Source organism: Halomonas sp. (genome assembly GCF_052095695.1).
Lineage (GTDB): Bacteria > Pseudomonadota > Gammaproteobacteria > Pseudomonadales > Halomonadaceae > Vreelandella.
This window is the reverse complement of record NZ_JBQDLQ010000024.1, coordinates 1-18369: the sequence shown is the minus strand read 5'-3', so window position 1 is coordinate 18369 and position 18369 is coordinate 1. Positions and strand designations below refer to the sequence as shown.

Below are 18369 nucleotides of genomic sequence, written 5' to 3'. Positions count from 1 at the left end.
TGTGCAAATTCGGCGATGCTACGCCCCTCAGGAAGCGCGCGGCGAATCTTAGGCCCGTAGAGACCTAACACAACAAAGGGTAAGGCCGAGCCAAGCGCATAGCCTGCTAGGGCAAACGGCCCCGCAAAGGCACCAATTTCAGGCGGCGCAAATAGAATCCACGCCCCCATACCGGACGCAAGAAAGGAAAGTCCCAGGGTCGAGGCCGTTTGCGAATTGCGAGCGGTAATATAATCATCAAGCGGGCCATCAATCCTGCGTGCCCGCAGACCTAGAAAAGCAAAGCAGCACAGCGCCGCGCCAAGTACAGCTGACGTAAGGTAAAGCATGTCGCACTTCCTCCGCCGGTATGAACCGGATCAGGTTCCAGGGTCTGCGCAACGCGCATTCTCAGCCCCGCTGATAAAGGGCTCCCCTGGCGACAGTGAATGGAGGCGCTATCCTCAATGAAAACCGCTCCTCAGTAAAGGAAAGTGAAGTGAAGTGAAGTGAAGTGAGGCAAAGATAAAGTAACCCTTAACCAGTGTGCGTCGCTGTCTCGCGCGGAACGCGCCCCATTAGGTAAAACTCCTCATTGGGCGGCGTACCCGCCAGCGTTACCAGTCGATTAGACAGGCCGAAAAAGGCTGCAATAGCACCGATATCCCAGCAATCCTCTTGGCTGAAGCCAACGGACAGCAGCCGTGCCGACCACTCATCGGTCATTTCACCCACATCTATCGCACAGTGCATAGCAAAATCAAGCATCACACGGTGGCGCTCGCTAATGGGCGCCACGCGATGGTTAATCGCAACCTGATCGGCCAGCAGCGGGTCTTTGCTATAAATGCGCACCAGCGCACCGTGCGCCACCACGCAATACAAGCAGCGGTTCCGCGCGCTGGTAGCAACCACAATCATTTCTTTCTCTGCCTTAGTGAGCGACTCTGACTCCCGTTCCATTAACGCGTCGTGATAGGCAAAAAACGCCCTGAACTCAGCGGGACGATGGGCCAGCATTAGGAAAACATTGGGTACAAAGCCTGCCTTTTCCTGCACGGCCAGAATCGTAGTACGAATATCGTCGGGCAACGCATCGAGCGTTTCTGGAACGTTAAAGCGACTTAATGACGGCAACATAATCACCTCTTTTTTGTTAATTGCTTTGCCCTACTACCATTAGGCCCCGCTTGAGCGGGGCCTAATATAGCTAAGATCGGCGTTTCTTTTAGCCCAGCGAAATCGTGCTATTAATGCCACTGGAAACGTTCTCCGGCTCGAACCAGCGAGCCGTGACGGTTTTTGTTTGCGTCCAGAAGGCGATTGCCTGCTTACCGTTTGGCCCTAAATCACCGAGCTTCGATGCCCGAGACCCGGTAAAGCTGAAATATGCCACCGGCACCGGAATCGGCACGTTAATACCAATTTGACCCACATCAATGTCGGTTTCAAAGCGGCGTGCCACCCAGCCTGAATTGGTAAAAATCGAGGTGCCGTTACCATTGGGATTAGCATTGATAAAGGCGATGGCATCATCCAGCGTTTCAACACTGACCACGCACAGCACAGGCCCAAAAATTTCTTCGCGATAAATAGTCATGTCGGCGGTCACATCGGCAAATAGCGTCGGCCCAACAAAGTTACCGTTAGGGTAACCCTCTACCTGAATGTTACGGCCATCGACCATCAGCTTGGCGCCTTCTTTTTCACCCGCATCGATTAAGCGCAACACACGATCACGCGCAGCGGGTGAGACTAGCGGGCCTAAGTCTGCATCTAGCTGGGTACCCGGCCCTACTTTCATATTACGTGCGGCATCAACAATATCGGTTAACCATTTCCGAGCATCGCCCACGAGCACGACCACCGAGTTAGCCATACAGCGCTGGCCCGCTGCGCCAAATGCCGAGCCCAGTAAGTTGTTAATGGCCTGACTGCGGTTAGCATCAGGCATAACCACGCAGTGATTCTTAGCGCCCATCATCGCCTGCATCCGCTTGCCTGCTGCTGCCGCGCGATTATAGAGCAGCGACCCGACGTGGGTTGAGCCAATAAACGAAAGCGCTTTGATATCCTGATGATCAGCAATTTGATTGGCCACATCCGGCCCACCGTGTACCACGTTGAGTACCCCAGGCGGGATGCCAGCCTCATGGGCCAGTTCCACCAAGCGCATGGTAGAACTGGGGTCTTGCTCCGACGGTTTTAGAATAAAGGTATTGCCCGTCGCAATGGCCAGCGGAAACATGAAACACGGCAACATGATCGGAAAGTTAAACGCGGTAATACCAGCGCCAACGCCGAGTGGCTGGTGCATGGTATAAACATCCACTTCATTCGCCGCATTTTCTGCCAGCTCGCCAAGCTGTAACGAGGTAATCGAACAAGCGTGTTCTACGACTTCTAGCCCGCGACCTACTTCACCTTCTGCATCCGGAAGAGTTTTGCCATGCTCTTCGGTAATCAATGCCGCGAGTTCCGACGTGTTATCGCGAATCAAAGCCTGGAGTTTGAGCATAATACGCATACGCTTGCCCAGCGGCACTTTACGCCACGTCTTAAACGCCTCTTTGGCGCTGCTAACAGCGCGCTCCACTTCCTCCGCCGTGCAGAACGGCACCCGAGCGACCACTTCTTGCGTCGCAGGGTTAACCACCTCGTGCCACTCTTGGCTTTGTGACTGCACGGGCTGACCATCGATAACCATAGGGATTTGGCGAACGGACATAGTGCTGCTCCTATTACTTGAAAATACGTATTTATTGTTGGAAAGCGGTAGCTGACACACGTTAGTGATAATAAATGAATGCTCAGGGTATAGCAGCAAGTTGACGTTAACGTCAATCAAGTATTAACGGCACCGCGCTTGCCGGGGGGCAGGATTACGCCGCTGTAGCGCCGCTGTAGCGCCGCTGTAGCGCCGCTCAAAAGCGTGATGAATGGCAGTGGTGAGCATCACTGGGAGGTAAATATTGATGTATTGCCCGTCGCAGGCTGATGCAAATATCCCTCATCTAAGGTATAAAAGGCGCCTCACAAACGGCTTATTCAAGAAGGAAGATGCCATGCGGCATGGGCGTTGCGAACACAAGGAGCATTCGTCGCGATGGGTTTCCCGTCTACTCACTCTTTGCTGTTTTTCGATCTTACTGCTGGGTGCCGCTAAACACCTCTACTCACCTCATTTAGCAGGCGTGGCGCAGATTCACGAAAGCCTGCACAGTCATTCGGATAAAGCGAGCGTTGCGCATATCCCGGATAAGCTACGGATTCGAAATGACTCACTCCAGCGGCAAACGGGTGACGATCCTCTAAAAATATTTAAATTACATTCAGGCGATGGATTCTTAAGCAACGTTTTTCTCACGCTAATGCCGGCTCTGCCTCAGCAAAGTGGCGTTAACGGTGTAGTGTTTAACGATCGTTATTATTTTGGCACCGCTCTTCCTCCCAGCAGAGCCCCGCCTAGCACGTAAGTCAGTTAGTCAACCGTTGTTGCACTAGTAACGACCTGGCAGAAAGTTCTCTGTCTATTCGTGTTATGGGCGAAGTTAAAAGGGCTCTACATTTATGTTTCAAGTTGATCATCTCATTTTACTTGCCGCGATACTGATATTAGTTGGCATCGTGTCAAGCAAGCTATCTGCGCGTCTTGGCTTACCTGTTTTAGTACTGTTTTTAGTCATAGGGATGTTAGCGGGTGAGAGCGGTGTTGGCGGCATCGCCTTCGACAATCCCGCCGGTGCGCATGCGCTCGGCACGCTAGCACTCGCGATGATTCTATTTGATGGCGGCCTACAAACGCCGACATCCTCGATTAAGAAGGTATGGAAACCCGCTTCGCTATTAGCGACGTTCGGGGTATTGATCACCGCCGTTATTACAGGATTAGCGGCAGCTTATATTCTTGATTTGCCATTGTTAGAAGGCCTACTGTTAGGTGCGATTGTCGGGTCAACAGACGCAGCGGCGGTCTTTTCGCTATTGCGTAATGCCGGCATACATATCAACAAAAAACTAAAATACACCTTAGAAATAGAAAGCGCCTCGAACGACCCGATGGCGATTTTTCTGACCGTAGGCCTGCTAGAAATACTGGTTAACGGTATGCAGCCAGGCGTGGGCTTGCTGGAACTGTTCGCCCTGCAAATGGGGGTTGGCGCACTTGTGGGGCTTGGGGTCGGCTGGGCATCAGTAAAAATCATTAATCGTATACATCTTGTCTCATCGGGGCTTTATCCGGTGATGGTTGCGGCCTGCGGCTTTCTCTCATTTGGCATCTCGGCCAATGTGGGTGGCAGCGGTTTCCTAGCGATTTTTTTAACCGGCGTGGTGATTGGTAATCATAGAATTGTCTTCCAACGCAGCACCTTCTTATTTCACGACGGGCTGGCCTGGCTAAGCCAAATCATGATGTTTGTGGTGCTCGGACTACTGATTAATCCCCTTTCGCTACTCGATGTCTGGCTTGAAGGTCTCATCATCGCCGCCGTGCTGATTCTGGTTGCCCGCCCGATTGCCGTTATACCGATTATGCGTCTATTTGGCTTCAACGCCCGCGAAACAACCCTAGTCGCCTGGGTCGGATTGCGGGGCTCGGTACCGATTATCCTGGCTATTTTTCCGCTGATGTTTGGGCTTGAAGGAGCGGAGTTAATCTTCAACGTGGTGTTTTTCGTGGTGCTTATTTCAGCCACTATCCAAGGCACCACGCTTCCGCTAGTGGCGCGCCGGCTTAGGCTCACTGAAAAACCGCCCGCCTTGTCAGCAGCCAGTATTGAAATCACGGCAATTGAAGAAGTCGATGCTGATATCGTTGAGTACACGTTGAGCGAACACCCGCGAGCGGCAGGACGGCGGCTTTCACAAATGGCCTTACCGGATACCACCGTGGTCGCCATGATTACCCGTGGTAAAGATGTCATTCCCCCGCGAGGCTCAACGACATTAATGGCCGGCGATCATTTGTTTGTCGTGCTTCGTCCTGAAACGCGTCCCTTTATTGACTGCGTGCTCTCTGATGCCGTGGATGACATCAGTAGCGAATTACCTGATCAGGAGCTGAAGCTTAAGGGGAGCACTAAGATAGACGATTTACACCACTCCTATGGCCTGTTGATCCAAGAAGAGGACCAGCATATGACACTGGATTCGCTGCTACGCAATACTTTAGCCGGCCAGCCGAATGCTGGCGACTCGATACAGATTAAAGGGCTGACGTTGGCAGTGCTAGAAACGCTCGGTGGCCGCATTACCACGGTAGGCTTAACGGTACAGGAAAAGCCTAATCAGTAAGTAAGAGCAGCCATCAACCACATTGACGCCTAGGCCGTTTCGTAAGCGGCCTTTAGGCGATAAAACTCTTCTACAATCGCGGCCATTTCGTCTGCGTCGTAACTGCAAAGCCCGCTAACCACGAGCTTTTTAGAGCCGACCCCGACCGCCTCGCCGACGGATTCAATGGAAAACTCCAGCAGCGCATCCGCGCGTTTTCCCTGAACACTCAGCGACGATTGATTTAACGTTAAACCCGGTGAAAAACCATCTAAGCGCTTGAGTGAAAAGCCCATGCTGTCGTAGATTACCAGTGGGCGTTTAGGGTTGAACATTACCCCATGCTGCTCCATCAGCGGTTTTAAATAGTGCGGGAAGTTTTTGCCCGAAAACGCTACATAGCAGCGCGCAAAGGCTTCCACTGCGGCTACGTCGTGGGTGGTTTCACCACTGCGCAGCACCTGTAAGTAGCATTTCCCGCTCTCATCGCAAACATGAACGGAGCCATTATCCGCTTCGCAAAATTTAAGCGGCGTCTCCGCCGCCACCATGTTGGTGAAACGAAACTCCATCTGCCGCGACAAACCGAACTTTGTCAGTACCAGTACAAATAGCAGGTCGCCAGGAACGCAAAAACGGCGTGCTCCCGGATTATGGATAGGGTTGTAGTCGCCAGCCACGCCTTTAGCGAAACGACTGGCCTGCTCTGCAGAGATCACTACATACTCTCCGCGCTGCGCGTAAAAATCCTTAAACATGGCGTTAGCTGCCTGCCTAGCGTTGAAATCGAAAACCCGTCAGTGCCCAACGTCGCGCATAATGCCATAAAACACGGCTCAACAGGAGTTATCTGCTAGGGAAGCCACTATGTCAAATGCTAGCACGCGTAAAAATCGCCTGCCCCGCCTGCTATTAAGGGCGTTGATTGGCTTACTGTTTATCATCGCTATCTGGCTGGCGGGCAGCTATTGGCTGCTCAACAGCCAGTGGCTACCCGAGCGCATTTCTCAATTTGACGGCATTGAGATACGTTGGGAGCAGGGCGCCAGCCGCCACCCCGGCCGCTGGGAAGTAGAGGGGCTGTATTTAGCACGTGAGGATGCGGCGCTGCCCATCAGCATTGAGGCCGAGCGGGCGACTCTTTCGTTATCTCTATTCGCCTTATTACGCGGTGAGCTGCATATCAAAGCACTGGATGCCGAAGGCATTCGCCGCCTCACCGTGGGTGATATTGCTCTTGAGGCGCAGGGCCAGTTGCACGTGGCTGAGACCACGTTAACGCGCGAGACCTTAGCGATCCCCGACTTTTCACTAGCGATTACTGACGGTCGTATAGTGCGCTTAAGTGATCAAGCCACGTTAGTACGCGATATCAATCTCAACGCGGATGCAACATTAACCAGCGTGACACCCGTGGCTGCTGCAACGGGTGAACTGAATCCCGATTTATTGGCAGCGCTTTCTGCCCAGCTTCAGATTAAGGCACAGGCAGATGCCTGGGATGTTTTCATGCCTTACCTCAACGCCCTGCCCTGGCTGACTATTGAGGGGCATGGGGCGTTAGCAGGCGCACTGGAGCTAACGGCTGGTGAGTTACAGCACGGCAGTGTTTTAACGCTGGATTCCCCTACGCTGCGTTTAGCGGTCGATGAACAGCGCCTACGCACACCCGGCTCACCGCGCTGGCTTATTGCCGACAACCCTCCCCCGCGCCATACGGCAACCGGCAAAGGCCAAGTTCGCTTGGCGGTTGAGAATGATCAGCTACATTTTTCGACGCAACTGGCTGACGTAACGCTGGCTGATACTCATCCCTATGCTGAAAATGCTGAGCTACGCCTTGCCACTCAGATACCCAATCATCGGCTAGACCAACTTGATCTCCCCACCAATGTCACGCTCGCCTTACAGGGCCGCGTGATTCGCCTGGACATGTTTGATCGCTATCTAGCGCCAACGCTTGACGGCAAAGGCATACGGCTTTCCGGTAATGGGGAAATAGACGCTAGCGCTACGCTGGTTGATGCTCGCCCTCAGCAGGCGTCGCTGGCCATTCAGGCACCGCTGCTTGCTGCCGAGGCGCTGGACTTTAAAGCACAGGGCAGCGGCTCACTTACTGCACGACTCACGCCTGACGAACACATTGACGCCCGCTTAACGTTCGCCAATGCGACCCTAACGCACCATCAGCGAACATTGCTTGCCGATGCTGACATAACATTAACGGCAAAGAGCCCGCTAGACACACAAAGGGCGCGCCAAGAAGCAACGGCAACCCTCAGTTGGCAAGCGGCACAGCTACCCGATATTAGCGTGCTGCAAACGTACTTGGGGGCGGTATTACCTGAGCCCGCCCCGCTTCAACTGCTGAGCGGCCAAGCCACCAGTCACGGCCAGCTCCAGGTAACGTCTGAGCAGGCGACTGGGCAAGTGCATCTATCCGGCGAAGGAATGACCACCCGTTGGCAGCACGGCGAAAGCGCCGGCACGCTCACAAGTGATATGCAGCTTTTTCTGCCTATTCGACAAGCGATGCTGGATGGCTCCGCGTTGAATATCAGCGGCACTCGGCTGAGCTGGCAAGTGGGCAACCTAGAGCAGCCTGACGAGCAGCTGGAAAGTATTTTGATTCTCACCAACGGCCGATTTCAACGCCGCGAAAACATGCCTAGTGGGCAGTTTTCTCTTGAAGGTAGCGTTCAACAGCTGGGCTTCTTAAATACCTTTCTTCCCGATGCTCATGGCCTATCACTGACAGGCAGCGGTCAGCTTTTTGCTCAAGGCGCCTTTCGCGACAAACAACTCCTAGCACCTACCCGGCTACGCGTTAATGCTAATCAGCTTGAGGTCGCCTTTCTCGACTACTTGGCTACCGGGCGCGGCGAACTCACCGCCCAGTTGGATAGCGCTGAGCAGGCTCAGCTATCGCTGGGTATCCCTAACTTCGCGCTGATGCGCCAAAACGATGACCGCCCTCATCTTGAAGGCCGCCACTTTGCGCTTACCACTCAAACCAACCGCTTTAGCGAGGTGCTTAAGTCGCCGCAGCCAGAGCACTTCGTCACCCGCATCGCTATGCCGATTATCGATGTGCCAGACTTCACTCGCTACAACCGCTATCTTCCCGAGGATGCCGGGATTCGCTTGCTAGGCGGGCAAGCGAATCTTGCCAGCGAATGGAGGCTTGATGGGCTAGAGGCCCAGGGGGAAATCACGCTTCGTGCCTTTGGTGCTGACATGGAGCTGCTTGATCAGCGATTACGTGGCGATGTTGCATTTTACTTAAATCTAGCCGAAGGCGATTTACAAGCGCGGCGCTTCACCGCCAACGACTCGTTTCTACGCTTAGAAAACGCGTTTCGGCTAAGTGAGCAAGGTGCGCCGGACGCCGGCTGGTGGGTACAACTCAGCATGGAACAAGCGCAGCTTGAATGGGATGACCCTATTCGCCTAACGAGCCAGCTGCGTTTGGGAATGCGCGATACGGGCTTGCTGGCACGGCTGTTTTTAGCCCGTGCCCGTGAAAGTGACTGGCTAGGCAGATTGTTAAACGTGCACGATATCAACGGCACGGCCCAATTACAGGTCGACGACCAGCGTATTCGGCTACAAGATCTTACGCTTACCGGTGGGCCGCTGCTACTGCTCTCCGACGTTACCCTGCAAGACAAGCGCGCTAACGGGGCACTTTATGCCCGCATCGGCCCATTGGGCGTTGGCGTAGAACTAGTCGACAGCGAACCTACTTTACGCGTGATACAGCCTCGTCGATGGTTTGATCATTGGCAAAAAACTAACCAACCATAATGATAGATAGTGTTAGCGTTTTTTACGCTCTCGACGAATCATTTTAACCCGTTCCTTGGCTTTTTGCGGGCTAGACAGCGGTACTGCGCTCTCATCATGGGTTTTAGGCGGCACGGTGACCCAGGCAAACACCGGCAGCGCTAAATGCCAGTAAATTGCCGCCAAGCGCAGCCCTAGCGTCACGCTTAATGAGGCGCCAATGGTTATTGCCAGCGGTACGTTCAAGGCGTCTAGCGCCACGTAAACAATCCCACCGGCCATTGCGGCAGTGGCGTAGATCTCTTCGCGCAGCACCATCGGAACTCGCTGGGCCAACACATCACGAATCATACCCCCCGCTACGCCGGTCATCATGCCCATCAACACGGCCACAGTGCCGGAGCTACCGAGTAACAGCGCTTTATGCGTGCCAATCACCGTAAATAACGCCAGCCCAAACGCATCCGCTACCGGCAAAAAGCCGCGAGAAAGGCGGTGGATATAGTGAAATCCCACCAGCGACACACACACGGTGGCTAAAATCACCCATAGATACGTTGGGTCCGTCACCCAAAATACCGGACGTACGCCGAGGACTAAGTCACGAATGGTACCGCCGCCAATCCCGGTTACCGCCGCCAGCACCAGCATCCCCATCGGGTCCATTTTTGACCGGCATGCCAAAATAACGCCTGAAAGCGCAAAAACAATAACCCCCGCCATGTCCAGCCAGTAGATCACCCCCGACACGCCCCTCTCCTTTTGTTTGCCTGCGATTAAGGCAGGCAGAATAACATCTCTGCCACAGCTCATGAGGGCAACGCTGTTTACTTTTTAATCATCAAAAGCCAATTTTGTAAGAGATTGCCTACACGGCTTGTAAGACATTGCCGCTAGATAGCGACCAAGGGTTGCTGTGAGGAGTCAGGTCGTTATCCTGATCGTTTGTCTTTTGTTTAGACTACCCTTGTCAATTATCCCTGGAGGGGGCATGACGCTCAGCACCGGTTTGCAATTCACGGTGACGCTACCCGGCGTTAATGATGTCGCGGTGATCAATTTCACCCACCGCGAAGCGCTCTCTCAGCCCTTTGAACTGGCGCTGAATCTGGCTAGCCGCGATGGCAGTTTGGATTCTGCTGAGCTACTGGATCGCGAAGCCACTCTGACCATCTGGCAGGACGGCGAACCGCTGCGCCGGGTGCACGGTATTGTCAGCGAGTTTGGCCGGGGCGACCGCGGCCACCGGCGCACTTTTTATTCGCTGGTGCTGCGCCCTGCGCTCTGGCGGCTTTCGCTACGTCATAACTCGCGGATTTTCCAGAAAGTTGATCCGCTCACCATCATCAATACCTTATGCGATGAACGTGGCATTCGCGATGTGGCCTTTGCGGTCACCCGCGAGCTTGCCGAGCGCGAATACTGCGTACAGTACCGTGAGACCGATCTCGCCTTTATTGAGCGTCTAGCCGCCGAAGAAGGGCTGTTTTACTTCCATGAATTTGCAGAGGGTAGCCATCGGCTGATCTTTGCCGATGACCCTCAGGTACTCACGAGCCTGGGTGAACGCACATATCACAGCCGCGCCGGTGGCAGCGCGCCCCTGCGCCATGTGCGCAAGCTTAGCCATACCGCCCGGGTGGCCGCGGCCTCCGCCACGCTGAAAGACTACAGCTTCAAGAACCCGGTTTACGCCCAGTTGCACGAACATCTAGGCCGTGATGTCGAGACCCACGGTCAGCAGTCTGACTACGAGCATTTTGATTACCCCGGCCGCTATAAGCAGGACGCCTCCGGCGAGCCATTCACCCGCATTCGCCTTGAACAGTTACGCCGGGAAGCCATCATCGCCAGCGCTGAAAGCGACCTGCCCGAACTCGCTCCCGGGGTGCGCTTTACCCTCACCGACCACGACACCGACAGCCTCAACCGTGACTGGCAGGCGATAAGCGTTACTCACCACGGCGAACAGCCTCAGGCGCTGGAAGAAGACAGCATCAGCGGTAGCGAATCGGGGGGTATGACTCGCTATATTAACCACGTCACGCTGACGCCAGGCGACGCTCCTTGGCGGGCCACTCCCAATCCCAAGCCCCGCGTGGATGGCTTTCAAGTAGCCTTTGTGGTCGGCCCGGAAGGCGAAGAAATACACTGCGACGAGCATGGCCGGGTCAAGGTACAGTTTCCGTGGGACCGATACGCCGAACCCAACGACACCGCCAGTTGTTGGGTACGCGTCGCCCAAGGCTGGGCAGGCGGCGGCTACGGCAGCATCGCCATTCCGCGCATCGGCCACGAGGTCATCGTCTCGTTTCTGGAAGGCGACCCTGATCAGCCCTTGGTCACCGGGCGTACCTACCACGCCGTGAACACCGCGCCCTACCCTCTGCCGGAACACAAAACTCGCACGGTGCTGCGCACCCAGAGCCACAAAGCCGAAGGGTTTAACGAGCTGCGCTTCGAAGACGAAGCCGGCGAAGAACAAATCTGGCTCCACGCCCAAAAAGACCTGGAGCTGTTGACGCTTAACGACCGTATTGAAGAAATCCGCAACGACAGCTTTTTGCAGGTCAAGAATGACCGCATCAGCGAAATCGACAACGACGACCACCATACAGTGCATGGCAATCGTTTCGAGCACACCGAAGGTCAGCAGCACTTCAGCGTTGACGGCTCGCTGCATATCAAAGTGGGTCAAGCGTGGCTAAGCGAAAGCGGCCGTGAACTGCATATCAAAGCAGGTCAAAAAGTGGTACTCGAAGCCAGCGATGAACTAACCCTGAACGCAGGCGGCAGTTTTCTTAAACTGGATAGCAGCGGTATTACCATCGTTGGCCCCAAGGTGAGTGTCAACGCGGGCGGCAGCCCCGGTAATGGTACCGGGCAGGCCGTTGAAGGCCCGCTTTTCCCGGGGCATGCGGTGGCGGAGGGGCATGAAAAAGTCTTGGCGCCAAAGCAAACATCTTCAGAAATAATGTCACTTTCTGAAGCCTCAGGATTAGGCAAGAAAGAGTTTCTCGTTGATGTCACCAGCGGTGGTCAAAATAGTCAGCAGGTGCGTCTACGCAAGGGACGAGGCCGGACGAATGGAGGGCAGAGCGAATGAGCCAGGGTGATCTCAAGGAACTGCAGGATGAAGAAGTTGACCTGGGAGTTCGACGCCGTGTCGAGTACGAGGATGATGAGGACGGTACCCTGGCACTGGTTATCCCCAAACGTGAAGGCGGCGGTGATATCGAGATACCGCTGGTGGAGCATGCTAGAACCGTCTTTGAACGCACCGATGGCAGTATGCAGGACAATACGATGCTGGCCGTTCGCCCCTTGGCAGAAGTTGGCCGCAACCGCCCTGTGCAACAACGTGGCGTAACGACCTATACCGGTATTGCCACCGCCATGCTGCGCCCTGGGTACTTGTACGTCTTCTTTGAAAACCGGTTATGGCGTGAGCTCGAAGTGGGCCCCGATGGCAAGCTCAGCGATGTTGATATCGCACACTATCGTGAACAGGCCGAGCAGGGCGCTACACCTAACGAACGCGATAGCGAAGGCGAATGGCTCGATGACATCCTGCTGCCAGCCATGTTGCAGGGACAGGCAACCCTCCACAAGGTGCGGCTCGCCTATAGCGAGATTGCCTGGAGTTGGCCCTACATTACTTGGCTCGAAGCAAACGCCAGCCGACTGGAGACGCGCACCACTGCCGTCAACCATGCCCATGCCGTTATTCTCGATATGGAAGGCTGGCTCTCCATGCAGACCGGCTTCCCCGCCGGGAGCTTGGCCGACCAACCGGCATTGCGTGAACGCGATCTCGGCATCGAACTGATGTTGGAAGCTCCTGAAACGTTCACTACCGAGTTTACGGCGCCCTCAGAAAATGAATTATGCGCTAAGCTTAAAGCCCTTTGGGAACAAGCTGGTGAAGCCGACCGCGCTGCTACTCTTGCGCTGGAGTGCGGTACAGGCAGCGATTTATTAGAAGGCATACGTAGCAATACAGGTATTGTTGCCGTCGCGTTGCCTGACCCCTTGTTCGCCATACGGCATGCGCTTTCGCAACTTCAGCTTATTGGCCACTACCTGGATGGCCTGGATAGCCAACTGAACGACAAGCCGCTGGCACACTCCGCCAAATTAGTACGTCAAGCACTATATGACGTCTCTGAGAGAGGTGAGCAGACGCCACTAGCAGAGTATCGCGATACTATCGACCAAGAAAAGTTGCACGAAGTGCTAGACCAGGATGCACGCGATTATGCTGTGACGTTAATACAGCATCACATCGGTTTATTAGAGCAGTTACTCGATGGAGGAAGGCTGATAGCGGTGATACGCGATTACACTAGCCATCATGGCCTGGGGATATGCGAAGCTTATGCGTTATGCGGGGATTTACTAAGCGTATTACAGCAATTGCCCGGCATTTTACGTGAGCAGGGTGCAGCGAGCATTGGCAACGATGTTAAAGCATTGCTTAATAAAGTAATAAGCAGTCAGGAATTCCAGGCTTTATGGAGTGCTAATGATTCAGATGCCGAGAATGATGGGAGCGGTAACTTCAGGCCATCTTTTCTGCAGCAACTAGCGGAAGACAATAGAGATATCGATGAAACGAGTGTCAAAGGTTTAGGCATAGAGTCCTTGGGTGTTATTGCGCAGAATCTATCCGCACAAGAAAGTATCCAGCACAGTGACGTTATAAGCCTAACGAATACTGGCAAGATCAGCGGCCTCATCAGCACCATTGTCGGTCAATGGAGCCAAGCGGTACTACGCGTCTTAGAGCGAGTGAGCGATGATATAGAGGTTGTTCATTTACAACGTATATTCACCGCTCTTGGTGATCACGCCAATATGCTTGATGGCAATCTGAATGGCCAATTACTGGTGATGCGTCGCAATGAAGTTGACTTCACCCGTTACTCTATTATCGGCGTCCATGGAGAGGGTCTTAACTGGGGATTGACTGATCAAGATCGTAGCAGTGGCGTCATGCAAACACGTCGTGACTACTTGTATGCCGAACAGGTAGATCCGAGAGGTAATGTACGTACTTCCACTAGCCCGTCAAGAATGACTGCAGAAGTGGACGATGCTATTCGTCGGGTAGCAGGTGAAGCCTTTGTATTTGTATTGCCAGCAGGACACTCTGAGGCGATTCACTTAAGCCAGTTGCGATTAGCCAAGCTGGCAGGTCAGGCCAAGGTCGTCGTTGATGGCTCCGCCGTATCAAGAGTTTTAGTAGGGTTTGCAATTTATAACCTTGGACGAGAAATTGCTAATGCTATGAAGGCATATCAAAATAAGGAGTTTACAGGCCTTGAGCTTTCTAAGATGGTTAGTAGCTTGGTAGATTTAAGCGCTGCATCGATGAAGCTTCATGCAGTGTTATATCCGACTTCTAATACGCCAACTAGCAAGCTAATACAAAGAGCGTGGTTTGATGTTAAAAGCTGGCCAGTAATTGGCACAAGGCTTTCCCAAGTGGGTGCAAGCACACTTGTTAGGACTTTAGGTTTGTTTAACTTTTTTGCTGGCATTGCTGCCGTTGGAGTTAGCTCTTGGGAATTACGCAATAGCTTACAGTATGGCGAAAAAGATGCTGCAATAGGCCATAGTATAGCTGTTGCTGGCGGCGCACTGTTTCTAGCAGCCCCTTTGATGACAGGATTATTGCTGATTCCGGGGTGGGGTTGGGCACTACTGGGATTAGGCTTAGCCATTGGTGGCTCTAGCTATGCGGCTATGAATCAGGACACTTCTTTTGAAAAGTTACTAAAGCGAGGTCCTCTCGGCACACACACCAATAGCGATATGCACTCAATGGATGACCATGCCTACTACCCTCAGCTATTGACGCAGCTTAGCCCTGTGGAAATCAGCGTCATGCGCTATGGAGCTCTGGAGTCAAATGAGCGCCAGGCTCTGTTGGATAGCGTATGGGAGGCGAAAAGGGAGCTACCCGGTAGGCAAGACTATGTGGTTACCATCAGCACTCCACTAATCAGCCGTTATAAAATCGGTGAATCCTTGATGCTAGCAGTACAGGAACTTGAGCAGACCGATGCGGGGGTTATTACGCCTATGGGCGACTATTCTCAGCTCTCCTACATTACAGGTGAGCCGCAGCCCTTTCAGATCGGGAAGCGTCAGCTTTTGCCAGAACAAAGTGCCGTACGCTTTTTGGTCAAACGTAAAGTGACTGAGCAAAGCACAACTGTTATGGGGAATAGCATCACGTCAACATCCAGGTTGCGGGTAGCCATGCAGGCACGCGTTGAATGGGAGTTAGGCGAAATGGTGCTGCCCACACCAATGCTTGATCAATATGAAGCGTATAGTGAAGAAGATCATGGCGCGTTTCCTGAGCGTGATAACCTTACCGTCGATAACCCTTTTGACGCCCTCATACGTTACTTCAGTAAGCAACAGGGCCCCCAGTATTGGTATACTCAGGAATTTCAAGTATGAATAAGGCTGCCCCTTCAGCTTATACTTCAGGTGCCTATAAAAGCGAAGCAATCCCACCATTGCCAAAAACGCTTAAGCAAAGAGGTCGTGTCGGCGAAGAGCTATTGCCTTTTGGCGATTATGCTTATATTGATCCCTATCAGCAGGTCTGTGCGGATGCCGAGCTTGCTCAGCACATGGAACAGAAAAATAAGCAATTTTATGAATCAGATGACTGGTGGTGGAATAATCAAAGCATTCGTTTCATTAAAAGCCAACTAGGGCTTTCTGTCTTATTAATGGCTTTTCCTTTTTTATATTTCTGTTTTTTGTTGTCTTTTCCTTTTTACCTTTCATATTTAACTGTTGTTTATATGCAAGACCATAACTATAACGCGGTCCTTGCTATATTTATTGCTCTTGTTATAGCAGGGGGGGGGCTGCTAGGCGCAGCGGTTATAGGTGCTTACACCTGCCAGTCCGCAATAAACGGCATTATTCGTTGCGGCACTTATCTGGCTATACCTTGGCGAGGCTGGTTGGCTCAGCGGGGCAACCGCTATATGGAAAACCGCCAAAGTGAACTCAACCGCCAAACGGGAATGGTGAGCTTTGCTCTAGGCAAGAAAAAGCCGCCACTCGTTGAGCCTTTTGTAGAATTCGATGGCTATGTAGAGCGGGTGGTACAGCGGGGCGGTATTTTCTATCGGCTGATGTTTGTGCATCGCTATACCGGTAAGCAGTTCAGTCAGACTTCTCTCAGCACCATCGTTGATCATAAGCACGAAGTGCATGCTTTATGGGATATGCTGCAGCGCTATATGGATGTCAGCCAGCCGATGCCCGATGTGCCCCGCTTAGAGCCTTTCCGCCATCTCGATCCCACCACCGCCGAGCACGACCAAAAGGCCGGGCGCAATCCGCGCTACTGGCGAGACCTGGATTTAGAGGCGTGGAAGCAAGGCGATGGCGCCGCTCATCTTAAGGCACAAATCGAGTACCCATGGTCCCGGCAGCGCTGCCAGTTGACCCCGCAATTGGGCAAGGTTGAGATGGCCGCCTACAAGGAACAGCAGCAAGCAGTATCGGCATGAAAGAGGCCAGCCAACATTCGCGGCGTAGGTGCGCAAAAACCAGGGGGTGATTACAGCCGTTTAAAACGAACAACCCCAGCAATCGCGACTATGTGGTGACTATAAGTACACCGCTAATTAGCCGTTACAAAATTGGCGAGACACTGAACTTGGCAGTGCAAGAGCTGGAACAAGCCGATAGCAGTACGATCACTCCGCTTGGGGACTATACGCAGCTTTCGTATATCACTGGGGCGCCAGAGCCCTTCGAAATTGGCAAGCGGCAGCTATTGCCACAACGAAGTGCGGTACGCTTTCTGGTCAAGCGTAAAGTCACCGAAGAAAGCTTTGATATGGGAGCTACCTCCTTAACCTCTACATCACGCCTGCGCATCGCCCTACAGGCAAGAGTCGAATGGGAATTAGGTGAAATGGTGTTGCCCACCCCAATGCTTAAAGAGTACGAACCCTACGTCGAAGGCCAGCATGATGCACTGCCAGCCCGGTCATACCGTACGGTAAACAACCCCATCACTAATTTGATCAACTCCTTAACGGGGCGGTCCCAGGATCCACGCTATTGGTATATCAAGGAATTTCAGGTATGAGTGTGGCTACTTCCTCCCATTATAACTTTAGTGCTTATCGCGCTGATGCAATTTCTGCCATGCCAGCACCGCCGAAGAAGCGCGAGAGAATCGGTGAAGAACTGCTACCCTTCGGCGACTATGCAGGCGTCGATCCCTATCAGAGACTTTGCGAAGATACGGAACTTGTTCAGCGACAGGATAGTGAAAATAATAAATTCTACGAAATAGATGATTGGTGGTGGGATCACCAGCGAATTCAATTCCTTGGTAGTAGTTCCAGAATGCTAGCCAATTTTGCAGTGATTCCATATCTTGTGGTTTTGGCTTTAGGTGGATTTTGGCTTTATATTCTTATAAAGCTTCCTGGGTTTGAAGGGGGGGCTTTTCTAAACGGTATTTATACCCTTGTTGTCGCTATTGTGGGTTATGTGGGAATTTTTATAGTTGGGCCTCACCTTACACGAATAATAGTGAGCGGAGTGGCATGGATTTCAACTCCTATCCATAAATCGATTGCCGAAAAAACCGATAGCTACATAGAAAGCCGAAGCAGCGAATTAAACCGACAAACCGGTATGGTTAGTTTTGCCCAAAGCAAGAAAAAGCCGCCACTCGTTGCTCCTTTTGTAGAATTCGATGGCTATGTAGAGCGAGTGATACAACGGGGCGGTATATTTTACCGGCTAATGTTCGTTCATCGCTATACCGGTAAGCAGTTCAGTCAGACTTCTCTCAGCACCATCGTTGATCATAAGCACGAAGTGCATGCTTTATGGGATATGCTGCAGCGCTATATGGATGTCAGCCAGCCGATGCCCGATGTGCCCCGCTTAGAGCCTTTCCGCCATCTCGATCCCACCACCGCCGAGCACGACCAAAAGGCCGGGCGCAATCCGCGCTACTGGCGAGACCTGGATTTAGAGGCGTGGAAGCAAGGCGATGGCGCCGCTCATCTTAAGGCACAAATCGAGTACCCATGGTCCCGGCAGCGCTGCCAGTTGACCCCGCAATTGGGCAAGGTTGAGATGGCCGCCTACAAGGAACGGCAGCAAGCGGCAGTGGCATGAAAGAGGCGAACTACTCACATTACGTTGCTACTGCTTACCAGAACAGAGTTATTCCTGAATAGCGACAAGAAGGAGAATGCATGATGGATGGCGGACCCCCAGTGTCAGGATGAGTGTCGCACCCTCTGATACCCTGTTCTTATAAAC

General features: G+C 53.0%; 11 protein-coding genes, 1 pseudogene and 1 riboswitch. Of the genes and pseudogenes, 7 read left to right on the top strand and 5 right to left on the bottom strand.

What is annotated here, in order from left to right; genetic code table 11:
* The 3 genes and pseudogenes from ACTH5D_RS06845 to ACTH5D_RS06835 all read right to left on the bottom strand — a co-directional run.
* Positions 1 to 329, bottom strand: a pseudogene (locus ACTH5D_RS06845) (sodium:solute symporter); the annotation flags it as partial.
* Positions 319 to 427, bottom strand: a riboswitch (TPP riboswitch). It overlaps the preceding pseudogene by 11 nt.
* An 89-nt stretch (positions 428 to 516) precedes the next feature.
* Positions 517 to 1119, bottom strand: coding sequence for a peroxidase-related enzyme (locus ACTH5D_RS06840; protein WP_441669557.1), 603 nt, complete (start codon positions 1117 to 1119; stop codon positions 517 to 519).
* An 88-nt stretch (positions 1120 to 1207) separates the two neighbouring features.
* Entirely contained in the window at positions 1208 to 2707 is a 1500-nt protein-coding gene (locus tag ACTH5D_RS06835) for a CoA-acylating methylmalonate-semialdehyde dehydrogenase (protein WP_441669555.1), read from the bottom strand.
* 842 nt (positions 2708 to 3549) lie between these two features.
* Here ACTH5D_RS06835 and ACTH5D_RS06830 point away from each other — a divergent pair.
* Positions 3550 to 5274: a potassium/proton antiporter gene (locus tag ACTH5D_RS06830; RefSeq protein WP_441669553.1), complete on the top strand. Its 1725-nt coding sequence runs from the start codon at positions 3550 to 3552 to the stop codon at positions 5272 to 5274.
* Between the two features lie 29 nt (positions 5275 to 5303).
* On the opposite strand, the gene ACTH5D_RS06825 is transcribed toward ACTH5D_RS06830, so the two are convergent.
* Entirely contained in the window at positions 5304 to 6011 is a 708-nt protein-coding gene (locus tag ACTH5D_RS06825) for a DUF3581 family protein (protein ID WP_441669551.1), read from the bottom strand.
* A gap of 109 nt (positions 6012 to 6120) precedes the next feature.
* Here ACTH5D_RS06825 and ACTH5D_RS06820 point away from each other — a divergent pair, with 109 nt between their 5' ends.
* On the top strand, positions 6121 to 9060 hold the full coding sequence (locus ACTH5D_RS06820; RefSeq protein ID WP_441669549.1) for a hypothetical protein: 2940 nt from the start codon (positions 6121 to 6123) through the stop codon (positions 9058 to 9060).
* A gap of 12 nt (positions 9061 to 9072) precedes the next feature.
* Here the strand turns inward: ACTH5D_RS06820 and ACTH5D_RS06815 are convergent, their stop codons facing one another.
* The gene (locus ACTH5D_RS06815) at positions 9073 to 9789 is read right to left on the bottom strand and encodes a trimeric intracellular cation channel family protein (RefSeq protein WP_441669547.1); all 717 of its coding nucleotides are present in this window, start codon (positions 9787 to 9789) and stop codon (positions 9073 to 9075) included.
* 241 nt (positions 9790 to 10030) lie between these two features.
* On the opposite strand from ACTH5D_RS06815, the gene ACTH5D_RS06810 reads away from it, so the two are divergent.
* The 5 genes from ACTH5D_RS06810 (at position 10031) to ACTH5D_RS06790 (ending at position 18222) form a co-directional block, all read left to right on the top strand.
* A complete protein-coding gene (locus tag ACTH5D_RS06810; protein ID WP_441669545.1) occupies positions 10031 to 12145 on the top strand; it encodes a type VI secretion system Vgr family protein in 2115 nt (704 codons plus the stop codon).
* Complete coding sequence (locus tag ACTH5D_RS06805; RefSeq protein ID WP_441669543.1) at positions 12142 to 15513, top strand: toxin VasX; 3372 nt, start codon at positions 12142 to 12144, stop codon at positions 15511 to 15513. The genes ACTH5D_RS06810 and ACTH5D_RS06805 overlap by 4 nt, the downstream gene beginning before the upstream one ends.
* Positions 15510 to 16586 carry a hypothetical protein gene (locus ACTH5D_RS06800; protein ID WP_441669541.1) on the top strand — a complete coding sequence of 359 codons (1077 nt, stop codon included), beginning with the start codon at positions 15510 to 15512 and terminating at the stop codon, positions 16584 to 16586. The genes ACTH5D_RS06805 and ACTH5D_RS06800 overlap by 4 nt, the downstream gene beginning before the upstream one ends.
* A 95-nt stretch (positions 16587 to 16681) precedes the next feature.
* Positions 16682 to 17173 (top strand): hypothetical protein, encoded by a 492-nt coding sequence (locus ACTH5D_RS06795; protein ID WP_441669539.1) that lies wholly within the window; start codon positions 16682 to 16684, stop codon positions 17171 to 17173.
* Positions 17170 to 18222 carry a hypothetical protein gene (locus tag ACTH5D_RS06790; protein ID WP_441669537.1) on the top strand — a complete coding sequence of 351 codons (1053 nt, stop codon included), beginning with the start codon at positions 17170 to 17172 and terminating at the stop codon, positions 18220 to 18222. Before ACTH5D_RS06795 ends, ACTH5D_RS06790 begins: the two co-directional genes overlap by 4 nt.
* Positions 18223 to 18369 lie beyond the last annotated feature (147 nt).